Source organism: Thalassolituus sp. (genome assembly GCF_984348125.1).
The window spans coordinates 1-15,248 of record NZ_CFHJLR010000003.1; the positions used below are offsets into that span (position 1 = coordinate 1).

Sequence of the window (15,248 nt, forward strand, 5' to 3'; positions counted from 1 at the left end):
TATCGCTCATACCTGTGGGAGCTATTCAGTCAGCTTGCCTGACTAATAGCGACAGGGATTCTTCCAGATGACTAATCGCGAATAGCCTCCGGCTGATTCGCTCCCACAATGTGTGATCGGGGGTAAGATCCCCTCCTACAACACAGTCAAGTCAGGACAACACAGCTAGCCTCAGAGTGGCTTCATATGCGGGAAAAGAATCACATCTTTAATAGTGTGGGAATCGGTAAACAGCATTACCAGACGATCAATACCGATACCCTCACCCGCAGTTGGTGGCATACCGTACTCCAGCGCACGAACATAATCTGCATCGTAGTGCATTGCTTCGTCGTCACCGGCGTCTTTTTCTTCAACCTGCTTACGGAAACGAGCAGCCTGATCTTCGGCGTCGTTAAGCTCTGAGAAGCCATTTGCCAGCTCACGGCCACCGACGAAGAATTCGAAACGATCAGTCACAAATGGATTGTCGTCGTTTCGGCGTGCCAGCGGCGACACTTCCCATGGATATTCGGTAATAAAGGTCGGCTGATCGAGTTTTTCTTCAGCGGTTTCTTCAAAGATTTCGCAGATGTACTTACCCGGGCCCCACGCAGATTGTTTCTCAGACTGAGGAATACCGACTTTTTTCGCGTACTCTTTCAGCGTGTCGATATTTTCTTCCGGATTATTCAGTACATTGGCATCCATATCCGGGTTGTACTTCAGGATTGCATCGACCATAGTCATACGCTGGAATGGCTGTGCAAAATCGTATTCCGACTCACCGTATTTAATGGTGGTGCTACCAACGACGTTTTCAGCAACAAAACGCAGCATACCTTCGGTCAGGTCCATCATGTCTCGGTAATCGGCGTAGGCCTGATAGAACTCAATCATGGTGAATTCTGGGTTATGGCGAGTACTCAGACCTTCATTACGGAAGTTACGGTTAATTTCGAACACACGCTCAAAACCACCGACGACCAGGCGCTTCAGATACAGCTCAGGCGCAATACGCAGGAACATGTCGATATCCAGCGCGTTGTGGTGGGTTTCAAATGGCTTCGCCGTTGCACCGCCCGGAATGGTTTGCAGCATTGGCGTTTCGACTTCCATAAAGCCGCGCTGCGACAGATAGAAGCGAATGCCTTCGATGATTTTTGAACGCATCAGGAAATTATTACGCGTTTCTTCGTTGATGATCAGATCAACATAACGCTGGCGATATTTCAGTTCCTGATCCGCAAGGCCGTGGAATTTATCCGGCAGTGGGCGCAGTGACTTAGTCAGAATCTGGAAGTTGCTCAGATCACCCACATCAACGTACAGCTCGCCTTTACCAGACAGGCTCAGTGTGCCGGTTGCCGCAACAATGTCACCGATATCCAGTGACTGCCACGCGGTGCTTTCTTTCTGCAGCGGCTTCGCCATGTAAACCTGCAGGGACCCCGTGACATCCTGAATACCGATGAACGGACCGCCACGGCGCATAACACGACCAGCTACCGCTACACGGTGACCTTCTTCAGCAAGCTGCTCTTTGCTTTTTTCACCGTGTTCAGCTTTCAGATCAGCCGCCAGATGTTCCCGACGGAAGTCGTTCGGGTGGCCATTAGATTTGCTGTTTTCACGCAGCGTTTCGAGTTTGGCACGACGCTCGGCGATGAGCTTATTTTCGTCCTGAACGGTTTGATTCTGATCTGTCATTTGGCACCCGGTATTCTAGGGATCAATGTTAAATTCTGTTTGGTGTCGTATCGGGGAGATGCTCCCCTCCTACAAATTCTGAAATACATCGCGCAAGCTTCGCGTTGCGCTCCTACAGGATTCTTTTACCGTAGGAGCGCTTCAGCCAGCTCGCCTGGCTATGCGCGAAAAAGGTCAGAGCCCGGATTTCAGGCTCGCTTCAATAAACTGGTCCAGATCTCCATCCAGAACAGCCTGCGTATTACGCGTTTCAACGCCGGTGCGCAGATCTTTAATACGCGCGTCATCCAGCACGTACGAACGGATCTGGCTGCCCCAGCCGATATCCGCTTTGCTGTCTTCCAGCGCCTGAGATTCAGCACTGCGCTTCTGCAGCTCCAGCTCATAGAGCTTGGCTTTCATCTGCTTCATTGCCTGATCTTTGTTCTTGTGCTGAGAGCGATCATTCTGACACTGAGTCACGGTATTGGTCGGCAAGTGCGTAATACGTACCGCGGACTCTGTCCGGTTTACGTGCTGACCACCCGCACCTGAGGCACGGTATACGTCGATACGGAGATCAGCCGGGTTAATATCGATTTCAATATTGTCATCAACTTCTGGCGATACGAACACAGACGAAAACGAGGTATGACGGCGGTTACCCGAGTCAAACGGGCTCTTACGTACCAGACGGTGTACACCGGTTTCTGTACGCAGCCAACCATAAGCGTATTCGCCCTGAACGTGAATCGTCGCGCCTTTGATACCTGCAACTTCACCTTCGGAGACTTCCATCAGCTCGCCTTTGAAGCCATGCGCTTCGATCCAGCGCAGGTACATACGCAACAGCATGTTGGCCCAGTCCTGAGCTTCTGTACCACCTGAACCTGCCTGAATTTCGACGTAGCAGTTGTTCTCGTCCATCTCGCCCGAGAACATACGACGGAACTCCAGAACTTCCAACTCTGACTGAAGGCCATCCAGTTCGCTTTTCACTTCGTCGACGGCATCTTCATCGTCTTCTTCGACCGCCATATCAAGCAGATCTTTGGCATCGCCGAGACCGCTATCCAGGGTATCAATGGTCTTAACAACGGCTTCCAGAGAAGACCGCTCGCGACCCAGCTCCTGCGCGCGGTCCGGGTCATCCCAGACATCGCCCTGAGCCAGTTCGTGTTCTACTTCTTCGAGACGCTCAACCTTGTTGGCGTAGTCAAAGATACCCCCTAAGCACGTCGGTGCGTGCCTGAAGGTCTTTAATCTGTTCGACGATTGGATTGATTTCCAAGGTGGGTACCCCTGTCGCTGTCTAACGTATGAAAATGACGCGGCATTTTACAGGAAAGACAGCGGGGTTTCATCCTGTGTGGCATAGAACCACACAGTGGTTCCTTGTGAGAGTGAATCAGCCGGAGGCTATGCGCGATCATCCTCTTCGCTATTAGTCAGGCAAGCTGACTGAATAGCTCCCACAGGGATAAGTGATACATCAGAGTCAGATGTAGAAGGGGATCTTATCCCCGACCACACATTGTGGGAGCGAATCAGCCGAAGGCTATTCGCGATCATCCTCTTCGCTATTAGTCAGGCAAGCTGACTGAATAGCTCCCACAAACACTTTGACTCTGGGTGGGAGCGAATCAGCCGGAGGCTATTCGCGAAGAATTAATCCTTGTTATTGCCATTGAGCGCATCAAACTGCTGTTTCACATAGTCCAACGTTGTGTTCAGCGTCTGAATCAAAGAGTCGTTATACAGGAATTTGGCCTTCAGACGCGCTTCCTGAGCATCCATACGGGCCTCAAGATCCGCGCGATCTTCTTCAACCGTGGTAATGTCCTGATCAAGCGCCGACAATTTATTCGTAATCGTACCGCTGCTGTTATCAAGAAAGTTCAGCAGGATATCTTTGAGCTGATCACCAAAGCCGGTAATGTAAGTAACATCTCCCCGGTATCCGATATCTCCCCCGGTGACCTTCAAACGGATCCCAGATGCGTCATCAATCTCACCGTTGGCATCCTTACCGCGCTCACCATCACCTACACCACGAACAAAACCGAACAAGTCTGCTGCGTCATTCGGCAGGTCTTTGATTTCCACCGACGAATCGGCACCGGTACGGTTGGAGATGATACCGAATTTATTAAAGGCAAAAGAGGATGTGTCATCTGTGTATTCAACCTTCACAGAAACGCCCTCTGCTTTCAGCGTGGCGTTGTCATTGATCGCCGTCTGCATTGCCGATGCCAACGCTGAACCGCTGATATAAGTGGCTGGAAAATTCAGTTGAATCTCTGCCTCAACACCATCGACTTCGATCGTAAAGCTGCTGTTGTCTGCATCGAGAACCACGGGCGTATCAAAGCCTGCCGACTCGTTGCCAATATAGAAACCAGGCGAAGCCTTAACGTTGCCATCAACCGCGCGCAGGAACTGTCCATTACCGGAAGCTTCTACGCCGTTAATCTTGCCAGCGACGTTCTGGCCTTTCGGAATTTCCTGACTGTACAGACTGACATCCTGCAAACCAAGAAAAGCAATAGCATCGGCATCAAGCTCAGTGAATCCAACACGAGTACCTTCACCACCAATCTGAATATTGAATGAGCCAAGGTCGCTGTCAGGGTCGTAGTTGTAGCTGACAACCGGATCAAGGTCATAACCGAACTCACGACCGCTGCTCATACCAAAACCGTCGAAACCATTGGTGCTGGTCTCGGCAGATAATCCCAGTGACGTCGCTGCCGTACCGCCGAGGTTGCTCACCTCAATGCTTGCCGCAGAGCCGAACGTGGCTGACGTTTTTACGCCCTCTTTCGAATTCGTCTCAAAGTACAGCTGACCAGAACCATCCACCGCAGCAGTAACATCACCTGCCTGGTATTCACCTGTAGCGATCAAGGCTTCATCCAGCGCACTCTGGATAGCGACCAGATTGGACTGGCTATCGTTGCTACCAGATGTGCCGTCACCCGTAACATCCACGTTAATGGCGGTTCCACCGACGGTAAGCGTAAAGCTGGCGTTCTGGCCTGGTGCCGAGAAATCGAAGCCAGTAGAAATATCACCAAAAGCCGATGTCTGAGCACCACGGCCGTCACTGACGACTTCGATAAACTCCTCATGCCCGGTCGCTACTGTGCTGAGTTTCAGACCGGTGCCGTCCAGGGATGCAGTCACTACGCCTGCACCATAGGCAGCATCAAGCGCTGCTTGCACGTCAGCAACATTGTCACCGGAATCGGTATTAACAAGAATGTCCTGCTCTACGCCCGACACATTCAGGCGGAACCCAGCGTTTGTTGTGCTGAAGTCGATATTGGCACTGATGTCACGCGAACCGGTCGCTGTCTCGCCGCCGCGTACAACGCCAGCAAAATTAGGATCTGTGCTTAAAGTGGCGCCCAACTGGTTCTGTATTTCCGTCGCCAGGTCAGCACCGGTCAGATACGTCCCCGCGGGAATAGAAACAAAGCCATCAGAATCGATGCCATCCACCTGCACTTTAAAATTAACCGCAGCCTGGAAATCAAGGCCGGGATCTTTACCATTGGTCTGAGCGCCCTGCGTCGCATCAAGGCCGAGCTGAGTATCAGTAACCGATGCGCCAACAGACGCAATTTCAATTGAGCTTGCCGCACCGACCGATGTCGTTTCGAACTTCAGATAACCATTGTTATCGAACGTGGCCAGCACCTGACCATTGAGAGCAGTCGAATCAATCGCCGTCTGAATCGCCTGCAAAGTATCATTGCGATCACCGAAGGTGCCGTCACCATTCAGGTCCTGTCCCTGAGCATTCTGATCGACGGTGACAGCGATCGGGCCGGAGCCATCCACATCAAGGCTGAAAGTCGCATTATTTGCCTGAAAGTTAATACCGGTTTCGGGATTGAGAAAGCGGCTTCCCGCGTCGGTCGTCGCGCCCCGCCCTGCAAACGCCGCCGCATTTAAGGTCGTCAGTTCTCCACCTTCGTAAGTACCGCTACCCAGCGCACTGAAGCCAAGGGTGTTAGCAGTATTGCCACTCACCGACTTAATATAAACCTGAGAATCAGCCCCATACTTATTCGACGTGATAGAAAAGTTATTACTGCTGGTATTGAAATCCACCGATACCGAGTGACCAAACTGAACCAGGGTGTCGTTACTGTTGATCTGCAACGCCAGCTCTGCCGCCAGATCATCGCCCGAGGTGTAATCACCGTGGGTCAGATTGACGGTCGCGTCCTTACCATTCACATTGATAGTGAAACTGTCATTGCTGCTGTCGACCGTCACAGGAGACGCAAAATCCAGCAGCCCGAGAGACGCCGACGTGTATTTTGCCTGCGTCGCCAGTTGCGTAATCTCAACGCCATACGTCCCCGACTTAGTGTTAATAGAGTCGTTAACGTAAGTAATCTGGCTATCGCTGGTGACGCCCGACTTTGCCAGAATCCCAACAATGGACGAGCGCTCTTCGTTAATCGCCTTACGGAATACCGAAGGATCGTATTCCAGCAGATAACCGTTATTCCGGTCAGTATTCACACCCAGCTCGGTCAGTGAACGATACTCACCGTTCAGCCCTGCAATCGGCTGGGAGATCAACGAGCGAACCTGACTCTGCATCGTGCGGATAGTCGAATCACCCAATAATAAACCTGCCTGCTGGCTATCGGTATCGTACGACGACAGGTCATCAACAAACTGCTTCAGGTTGTTATAGGCATCAACAAAGCCCTGAATATTCTCACTCAGAGTCTCGGTATCAGGAGACACACCAATGCTCACCTGAGTGCCGACATCAGCACTCTTCAGGTTGATGGTGACGCCCTTAATTACTTCGTCGACACTATTGCTCTCACGGGTGATCGTCAGACCATTCACACTGAGCTGCGCGTTTTCGCCTCGGCTGGTCTGCTCCAGGTTATCCGGCCCGGCCTGAAGTTCGTTAAACGCCATCGACGCCAGGCCATTGGTCAGTAGGTTACCGCCCTCGTCGCGTGCTTCAATCCGCATGGCGTTGCTGGAACCCGTATCGTCGCTCGTCATCAGCAGACGGTAACCACTGCCATCGTTAATGATTGAGGCTGAGACGCCCATATCAGCGTTATTGATCGCATCACGAATACCGCTCAGGGTGCGATTAGATTCGTCAATCGTGATGGTACGGGTCGGCCGATCGGTATTCACGTCCTGGCCAGTAATGTCGCCAGTGACGGCATCATAATTATTGGTACCAAAGCTGAACGTCAGCTCACCTGTGCCAACGATTTCGTCAAAACTGTTGAACGTACCCGTTGCCAACGAGTGAGACTTTGCCGTGTTGAGAACCTCGACACTGTAGTTACCTGGATCAGCAGTCGTTGAGGTAGTAACGGTCAGAATATCTTCGTTGCTGGAAGTAGCGAGTGTCGCACCTGCCGCACTCGGTGATGCGAGGTTGTTAACAGACGACTGCATGGTCGACATCAGAGATTTGATTTCGCCATAGGCAGTGATCTTGGCCTCAATCAGTTCCTGACGACGATCAAGACGAAGTTCACTGACTTCCCTCTCAGCGCCAATGATCTGCTCGACGAGGTCGGTAGTCAGTACACCTGAGCCCAGACCTAACGATTCTATCGATGCCATACAATCCTCTCACTGCTGATTTGCAGCCATAAAAAAAACCCACACTTACCTTATCGGCCAGTGCGGGTCTCTTTTTAGAGCGGTTTACTTAACCGTTACACTTGCGCACTGAACAATAAAGATGGCTCTTCATCATTCAATTTCTGCGCCAGCTCCAGGGCCAGCTCACTGGGGATCTGACGAATCAGTTCCGCAGAAGCTTTATCATAGACGCTGATAACCGTCTTACCGCTGTTTTCATCCAGTTTAAAGTCCAGAGTCCGTTCAGTTTGCTGTACGTATTCGTTAATACGTGACACTGCATCGCGAACTTTTTCTGAACTCACTTCTGCCCGGGCTTCGGTAGCCTGCGGCAAACCGTTGCCGCTGGTAGCGCTGATATCAGCACTGACGTTGACCTTAGCAGACTGACCCTGGGTGACGCTGACAGTGGACGCCGCAGCGGACTTATCCATCATGTTATTTCTCAGCTCGTTCATAATTCACCTCTATGGTATCTGAATCAGTATCTGAGTCAGTAAAAGTGGGCTGGTCAACCAGCCCATCTTACCCTTTACCTTATCCCAGCAGAGACAGTACCTGCTGACCTGCGGCGTTGGCCTGAGCCAGTACCGAGATACCAGCCTGCTGCAGTACCTGAGTACGTGACAGCTCGGCGGTTTCGGCCGCAAAGTCGGCATCCTGAATCCGTGAGTTCGCAGCATTCAGGTTCTCAGAGGTCACCTGCAGGTTGCTCACTGTGGATTCGAGACGGTTCTGAATCGCACCAAGGTCGGCTCGCTGGCTCGCCACCTGACCGATCGCATTGTCGATCGCGGTGATAGCTTCCTGAGCGCCTTCGAAGGTAGAGATGTCGATATCAGCCAGGAACTGACCATCTTCACCGCCGCCGTAGGTACCTGTCGCCAGACCGATTGCATCCAGCTCAGAGTTACCGTTCGCACCACCTTCCAGAGTGAACTCTTTCGCAGAAGACAGTGAGATCGAACCGTAAGTGGTCTCGTAAGCCGCAGCTTCAGCAGAAGTACCACCGCCTGCTACAGAGCCCTCACCGAAGGTTGCTTCACCGATACCGTCGACACCAGCATCCAGACCCAGCACTGCACCGATCGAGGCGCTTGAGCCAGACTTATCGTCGATTGCGATAGAGACGTTACGACCATCCGCTGCAGTCAGCGTCAGAGACACACCGTTGTCTTCTGCTACCACACCTGTTTTACCAGAGTTCTGGTTAATCAGGTTCAGTGCGTCAGCACGTGCACGGTCAGAGTCCAGGTTACCGCCACCATCAGTCTGCAGGGTTACCGTACCGACTTCTACACCATTGATGTAGATACCAGCCTGATCACCCTCTTCGAACTGAGTCAGGTCAACGTTAGTGCCGTCGCCACCAACCACTTCGGTCGCGTTAACTTCAGCAGATACGCCGGTCTCGTCAGATACTTTGTTGATTGCTGCTGCAATCGCGATCGCTGACTGAGACTTCTCAGAAGACAGGATCTTAGAACCATCTGACGATACGGTTGCAGAAGCAGTATCCGCATTCACATCCGCACCACCGATGGTAACGCCGTTGATCAGCAGGTCACCGTCTTCCAGGCCGTTAACACCTGTGTAGTCTTCCGAAGCACTTGTACCACTGAACAGCTCGCCACCCGTAGTTGGATCAGACAGAGTGACATTCACATCCTGACCATCGTCAGAGTAGAACTTCAGTTCACCCGACAGGTTCAGAGCGTTTTCGCCGATATCTGTAGTACCGCCTTCAGCGACTGTAATAGTCTGGCCACTGGCGTTCTCAGTTTCCAGGCTAACCGTGTCAGCGCTGTAGTTACGGATGGTCAGTGATACTTCGCCGCTGTCTGCGTCGTAAGTTGCTGATACATCCATATTGGCTGTAGAGAAGTCTGTACCGTTAATGTCATCAGCCAGACCTTGCAGCGTGAAGTTACCAGCGCTGTCTGGGGTAGCCGTCACATCGATATTGACACCGCCCGCCGAGAAACGCAGTTGCTCACCAGACTCAAGAGCCGAGTCTGTAATGGTCAGGTTGATTTCTTCGTAGGCGCTCACACCACTCACACCGTCGATGGCGCTTGCCAGCTCAGCAACCGTAGAACCTGCCTGCAGAGGGGCAGAAGGTGATACATCAACACCGCCAACACTCACTGAAAGGTTAGTTTCAGACGTCGTTGTCAGAACATCGCCCGCCGAAGAGCTGTCTGTCACTGTACCCGGAGCAGCCAGCAGTTCAGAACCTGCGTCAGTCAAAGTCACGTCAACCGCTTCACCGGTTGCAGACGTTGATGCAAAGGCCAGCTCACCATTCAGAACGGTTCCATTTGCCGTGGTAGAAATGGCAGTACCATTGATGCTGACTGAACCAGCAGTTGTTCTGTCAGCACTCAACTGAGTCGCTGTCTCATTACGGAAGGTGAAGGTCACGTCACCGCCAGTACCGTCCAGCTCAGCATTCAGGAAGCCTGAAGTACCCAGAGCAGCATTGAAGTTACCGGCATTCAGCTGATCTACCACGCTTTCAGCGCGAAGGATCGCAGACGTTCCAGAAACATTCACGGTCACGCCGCCAATGTCGAACGAGTCACCCGCATCCAGACCGGAAAGCGTCATGGTGCCCTGCTCGTAGAAGTTAACATCGATACCCGCGGTGGTTGCCACAGTTTCAGCAGCATCTGCGTATGCAGCGATGGCTTGGTCACCGGCATTCGAGTAGGTCACTGCGGTTGTTCCCTGAACGATGGTTACAGAGGCGCCGCTATCTGTGATCTGTCCGCTTGTACCACCCGTGGTAACAGACGTGGTAACACTACCACCAGCCTGAGAAATAAAGGTACCGCCCGAGTCAGCACGCTGCAGAGTGTTCGCCAGCGAACCCCCGCCAACGGTAGAAGCTTTAGTATCGTCAGCCACTTTAGAAGACACAGATACTGCTTCAGCGCGGTCGTAGGTACCCGCAGTCAGACCCGCATTTGAAAGGTCGCCACGACCAGTGCCGTTACCACCCGATACTTCAATGGTTTTCTGATCGCCGTCAGCAATCAGAGTGTAACCGCCTTCATAAGTGTTGCTGTACGTAGTACCAGACTGCACTGTCGCACCGCCAGCAAGACCGGTTGCCGCAGCAAAGGTATCCTGGTCGAGGCCATTCAGTTCAGTGGTATCGAAGGTCAGAGTGATGTTACGGCCGTCTTCAGCGACAAGGTTTACACCCGTCGAACCGTTCTCAGTGTCCACCGCACGTACACCAGTCTGTTCAGAAACTGCATTGATCGCCTGAGTGATCGCTGCACGGGACTGAGCCGTATCGGTCGTAGTAGAGAAAGAAATGTCTACACCGTTCAGAGTGAAAGTACCGGAACCCGCGGTGCCGCTCATCTCACTACCACCAGCCACGTTTTCATTTACCTGAGCGGTAACGCCAGTTTCGTCGCTGTAACGGTTAATCGCTGCTGCTTTAGAAATCGCAGAAGCGGCATTGTTAGAAACAGAAGAAGTATCGTCCTCTGCACGAGAAGCGGCGATTGCAACACCGTTGAGCACCAGGTCACCGTTTTCCAGAGCGAAGTCAGTACCACGCGCTGAAAGACCTGACTGAGAAGAAGAACCCAGTTTGTCAGCGGTCAGCTCACCGATAGAGATATCAACCGTCTGACCGGCATTCGCACCGACCTGGAAAGTTGCAGAGAAAGAACCATCAAGCAGCTTACGGCCGTTGAAGTCAGTTTCTTCTGCAGTACGTGAAATCTCAGAAACCAGCTGATCAACCTCAGCCTGAAGAGCTTCACGGTCAACGTCAGAGTTCGTGGCGTTAGCAGACTGAACCGCCAGCTCACGAATACGCTGCAGAGATTCGTTAATAGAACCCAGTGCACCTTCAGCAGTCTGTGCCAGAGCAATACCGTCACCGGCGTTACGTACGGCTACATCCAGACCTTTGATCTGAGAGGTAAAACGGGTAGAAATCGCCAGACCAGCAGCGTCATCTTTAGCGCTGTTGATACGGAGACCAGAAGACAGGCGCTGCAAGGCCTGCTGGTTCGCCGACTGGGATTTGTCCAGGTTACGCTGAGCGTTCAGCGAGGCAATGTTGGTATTAATAACTTGAGGCATGGTGTTTCTCCTGTACCTACTTCTATTGGAACCGGCATCACCTTCGACGCTTTTCGGCTCCGCCTGACTTTGTCATAGGGTTTAACGGCGCCCCTGTAGAGTTCTTTAGAAGTTTTTTTCAACAAAGTGACTGGCATCTGCGACGCACTTTTGACACCCTCACAACAGCCTCAGTAACCCACTGATATACAAAGAAAATTATTTTTGACACTCACCAAACCTGGCATTAAAAAAGATTGTTACGAAATGTTTTCCAATGCTTTTCTTACATGCCTGCCCCCCCCTTCAAGTGGCATGATCTCTGCTACTTTCTCTATTCAATAAGGAGAAATGGCATGACACACCCACGAGCCGCCGGTGCTATGGCGCTGAAAGACAAAAATCTGGCGTATTTTAAAAAGAAGCACCCTGCTCTATATCAGACTGCGTTGCAGGAAAGCTTCAGTCGACTGACGCTGAATATCGATGGCGATACAGGTAAGGTCGATCTTTGGCACAACAAGCAAAGTCTGTATCAAGGTGATGCACATGCGTTTGCCGATAACGAGGTGGCTGCGTACAAGGAAAACTTCGGACCAGGAAGCTCGATCGCCACCATATTGCCGCCAAGGCCCGGAGCAATAGGGTTCCACCGGTTTTTCTCCAAACGTATGCACGCCCTTACGGATCAGATTCCGGACGACGCAGACCTGACTCAGAACTATACCATTCCTGATTTCTACCCCATGATCGTATTCTTTGGCTGCGGGCTGGGAATTCATATCGAAAAGATGATCCGGGAGAACAGAATTCTCAACGTCGTCATTTTCGAGCCAGATCCTGAGTACTTCTTCGCCAGCCTCTATGTCACAGACTGGGAAAGCCTCTTCAGAGAGTTTGAAAGAAAAGGCAACAAAATCGATATACTTGTCTCTAGTGGCGGAGTTGCTCCACCAGAAGTGTCCTCCCCCGCCCTCTGGAACCTCCTGATTAACTACGGCCCGAGCTTCCCGCTGTGTGCTCTGTTTTATAATCACATCAGCAGTGAGCCCTATAATCCTATCGTCAAGCGTATACAGGGGGATATGCACTTCTTCCTGAATCAGTGGGGTTACTACGACGACGAAATAAATCAGTTTAATAATGCCCTGCATAATATCGGTGCAGGCGTACCACCCATGTCTTACAACCAGATCGATACCGACATGCCCGCGGTGATTGTCGGCGGCGGACCTTCGTTTGATATGCGGGTAGAAGAAATCAAACGCCATCGCGATAAAGTGTTACTGATCTCGTGCGGAACATCGGTGCACAGCATTATTGCTGCTGGACTCATGCCCGATATTCACGTCGAAATTGAGTCTCACATGCTAACGTACGATCATCTTTCGAAAATCGATCAGCCGGAGTTCTTTGAGAATACCTTGCTGGTCGGCGCCCTACAGCTGCCTCCTCAGGTGTTCAACCTGTTCAAACATGGTTACTACTTCCTTAAAGACTCAACGGCGCTAGCCAGTATGTTTGGAACCGAAGATGAAATCGTACACAGAGCGACACCGACCTGTACCAATACCGGCGTGGCCGTAGCAACCCACCTTAAACTTAAGAGCGTCTTCCTGTACGGCATGGACTTCGGCTTCCCGGAGAAGAATCAGCATCACTCGAAAAACAGCATCTACTTCAGCGATAAAATGAGTGACTCCATCAAAGAAGGGGTGAAGCGCAACCTGGAGAAGCTGGTCGAAACCGAATCCGTTCATGGCGATCCTATGTACACCTTTCCGATGTACAACACCTCGAGAATGAGTATTGAGCAGCTCACAAAGCACCGCACGATCCACCAGCACACACAGAGCTATGCCTGCTCCGAAGGTGCAAAGATCGCCAACACAGAATATCTGACACCGGATGCTGTCGATGACTTCTTCGCTACACGTGAAGAAATCGCCTCTACTGACTTTCTTAAGTCTTTGAAAGGAACGCCCTTCACTCAAAAACAGATGCGTAAGAAAATCGACGAGCTCGGTGCTTTCCTGACAGAAATCAGCCGATCATTCAGCGTGTGTTTAAACTCTCTGAAATCTACTGAACCTGAAGACGTATTCCGTGTGTGCCACACGATTAACCTCAATCTTCTACAACAGGTCTTTCCGAAATATGGCCTGACTGCTTACTTTATACGCGGGTCAATCTGGCACTACCTTAATATCGGCTGTGCCCACTCACTGTCGATAGAGAATAAGGCCAGTCGCGATAAATTCATTACAGAATGGAAAAATAACTTCGGGAAATTTCTTCAAGATCTTCCCGCCCATTACGACAGTATTACGTCAAAGCAATACCCTGACTCTGAAGACCCTTGGGTTCGCAACGATATCGTTTCTAACGAGCATCTATACGCTGAATGATTCGTTTCGAAGGTCAATAATACCTGCATGTGGTAACACACATGCAGGTGCATTCGGTGGCAAGGCACAGTAGACCTTGCGTCCTGCGGCTAACGCCACCACCATCGCGTAACTGTTTAATCCGACAACATAGGTCGCCTCTGAGATCGCATGCGATAATGACTCTTCCGTTTTTACAGAAACTCTGAAATCTACACACTCAGTAAGAGCGTCGTACTTACCAGGTGGGTCAGAAGGATGAGGGCGAATCACAATGTCGCCGACGTTAGCATCAGTCTTTTTAAGAGCGGTAAGAAAAAACTCGAAGGCTGAAAATTCACCCGGCTTAAGAGAAGCAGACTGACCCGTATGCATATCGCCCCATTGCTCTCGCACGGGCTCCATCAAAAACAGAACCTGTTCAGGCGTTGAGGGCAAACCAATATCGGCGATCTGACTCTCAAGATACCTTCCGGGCATAGCGCGTATACAGGTACCCGGAAACTCCGTAGCAGCTAAGGAACGTGCTTCCTCATCTACAACCCATAGTTCATCAACATCAGCTGTATCGTCAGCCTGATAATTCAATCTCGGGCGATAATTCACCCAGTGATCCAGTACAGCGAATACAGGGACTGCATATTGTCGAGCGAGACACATCGCGCTCTTCTCAATCTGCGTTGCCCAGCCTGTACCACAAATAACCCAATCCGCCTTCTGAATCAGGGTTTCGACATCATCGATACTATCGAAAAGACTCAGTAGTCCAAGGCGTTCTGCAATAGTTTGGGCAGGACCATGTAATGACAGCGTGATATCAACATCAGAAAAATCGCCCGCCGTAATCCAATGCAGGATCTGGTTCGCCGCACCTGCATCGTGAGCGACGATGCCACAACGCCCCGTAGGAAAATCAGTCATAAGAGAATCGGGCAAAATGAAGCATATCGAAAGCAACGCCCTCGACTAATTCTTGCTGTACTCGAATACCATCCGGGACCATATCACTCTTACGAATAACCCCTAGCATCGCCTTATTACAACTCAGGGTACCAGCGGTTATCTTACGCACCCCAGACAACGAAAGTACCTTATCCATCACCATCAACCAGGCCGTAGAACCAGCACCGGGAACCGACGTTTCACCAATCAGGATTCCCATATCAGCCGTGCCATGACGTTGATTGAAATGAACCGTCATCGTGCCGATATGGCCGTGAACATTATGCTTCACAGCAAGAAATACTGAGTTACTCCGGCTTACAGAATCAAAGAACTCACGACAACTGGCTTCATCATGATTCATAAATCTCTGATTACTGAACCTGACCAGTTCCTTATTGTTCAACCAACCAATATACCGCTCTGAAATATCATCCAGAGTAAAAAGACAGACTCTTAAGTCATCCTTTTCAATCGGCAGTATGGATTTGAAATCATTACTGAACATGGTTACGC

General features: G+C 51.1%; 8 protein-coding genes. 1 reads left to right on the forward strand and 7 read right to left on the reverse strand.

The features are described from left to right. Positions 1-171: 171 nt before the first annotated feature. From lysS to AC5E51_RS02710, 5 genes are all read right to left on the reverse strand, one after another. Positions 172-1,689: a lysine--tRNA ligase gene (lysS, locus tag AC5E51_RS02690; RefSeq protein ID WP_301378232.1), complete on the reverse strand. Its 1,518-nt coding sequence runs from the start codon at positions 1,687-1,689 to the stop codon at positions 172-174. Positions 1,690-1,863: 174 nt separating this feature from the next. Beyond that, a protein-coding gene (gene prfB, locus AC5E51_RS02695; RefSeq protein ID WP_139325782.1) for a peptide chain release factor 2 occupies positions 1,864-2,959 on the reverse strand; the annotation gives its coding sequence in 2 pieces (ribosomal slippage) (positions 1,864-2,886 and positions 2,888-2,959; 1,095 coding nt in all). A 377-nt stretch (positions 2,960-3,336) separates the two neighbouring features. Beyond that, entirely contained in the window at positions 3,337-7,293 is a 3,957-nt protein-coding gene (fliD, locus tag AC5E51_RS02700) for a flagellar filament capping protein FliD (RefSeq protein ID WP_491778066.1), read from the reverse strand. A gap of 95 nt (positions 7,294-7,388) precedes the next feature. Further along, positions 7,389-7,772 (reverse strand): flagellar protein FlaG, encoded by a 384-nt coding sequence (locus AC5E51_RS02705; protein WP_297532815.1) that lies wholly within the window; start codon positions 7,770-7,772, stop codon positions 7,389-7,391. A 79-nt stretch (positions 7,773-7,851) separates the two neighbouring features. After that, entirely contained in the window at positions 7,852-11,424 is a 3,573-nt protein-coding gene (locus AC5E51_RS02710) for a flagellin N-terminal helical domain-containing protein (protein WP_301391120.1), read from the reverse strand. A gap of 335 nt (positions 11,425-11,759) precedes the next feature. Between AC5E51_RS02710 and AC5E51_RS02715 the strand changes: the two genes are divergently transcribed. Then, a complete protein-coding gene (locus AC5E51_RS02715) occupies positions 11,760-13,811 on the forward strand; it encodes a motility associated factor glycosyltransferase family protein (protein WP_301391118.1) in 2,052 nt (683 codons plus the stop codon). On the opposite strand, the gene AC5E51_RS02720 is transcribed toward AC5E51_RS02715, so the two are convergent. Beyond that, positions 13,797-14,711, reverse strand: coding sequence for a hypothetical protein (locus tag AC5E51_RS02720; protein ID WP_491778067.1), 915 nt, complete (start codon positions 14,709-14,711; stop codon positions 13,797-13,799). The genes AC5E51_RS02715 and AC5E51_RS02720 overlap by 15 nt on opposite strands. Further along, positions 14,704-15,240 (reverse strand): GNAT family N-acetyltransferase, encoded by a 537-nt coding sequence (locus AC5E51_RS02725; RefSeq protein WP_068436787.1) that lies wholly within the window; start codon positions 15,238-15,240, stop codon positions 14,704-14,706. Before AC5E51_RS02725 ends, AC5E51_RS02720 begins: the two co-directional genes overlap by 8 nt. Between the last annotated feature and the right edge of the window lie 8 nt (positions 15,241-15,248).

Bases quoted from the DNA above. Each gene is read 5' to 3' on its own strand.
- lysS (WP_301378232.1), bottom strand. From the start codon at position 1,689: ATGACAGATCAGAATCAAACCGTTCAGGACGAAAATAAGCTCATCGCC.
- fliD (WP_491778066.1), bottom strand. From the start codon at position 7,293: ATGGCATCGATAGAATCGTTAGGTCTGGGCTCAGGTGTACTGACTACC.
- AC5E51_RS02705 (WP_297532815.1), bottom strand. From the start codon at position 7,772: ATGAACGAGCTGAGAAATAACATGATGGATAAGTCCGCTGCGGCGTCC.
- AC5E51_RS02710 (WP_301391120.1), bottom strand. From the start codon at position 11,424: ATGCCTCAAGTTATTAATACCAACATTGCCTCGCTGAACGCTCAGCGT.
- AC5E51_RS02715 (WP_301391118.1), top strand. From the start codon at position 11,760: ATGACACACCCACGAGCCGCCGGTGCTATGGCGCTGAAAGACAAAAAT.
- AC5E51_RS02720 (WP_491778067.1), bottom strand. From the start codon at position 14,711: ATGACTGATTTTCCTACGGGGCGTTGTGGCATCGTCGCTCACGATGCA.
- AC5E51_RS02725 (WP_068436787.1), bottom strand. From the start codon at position 15,240: ATGTTCAGTAATGATTTCAAATCCATACTGCCGATTGAAAAGGATGAC.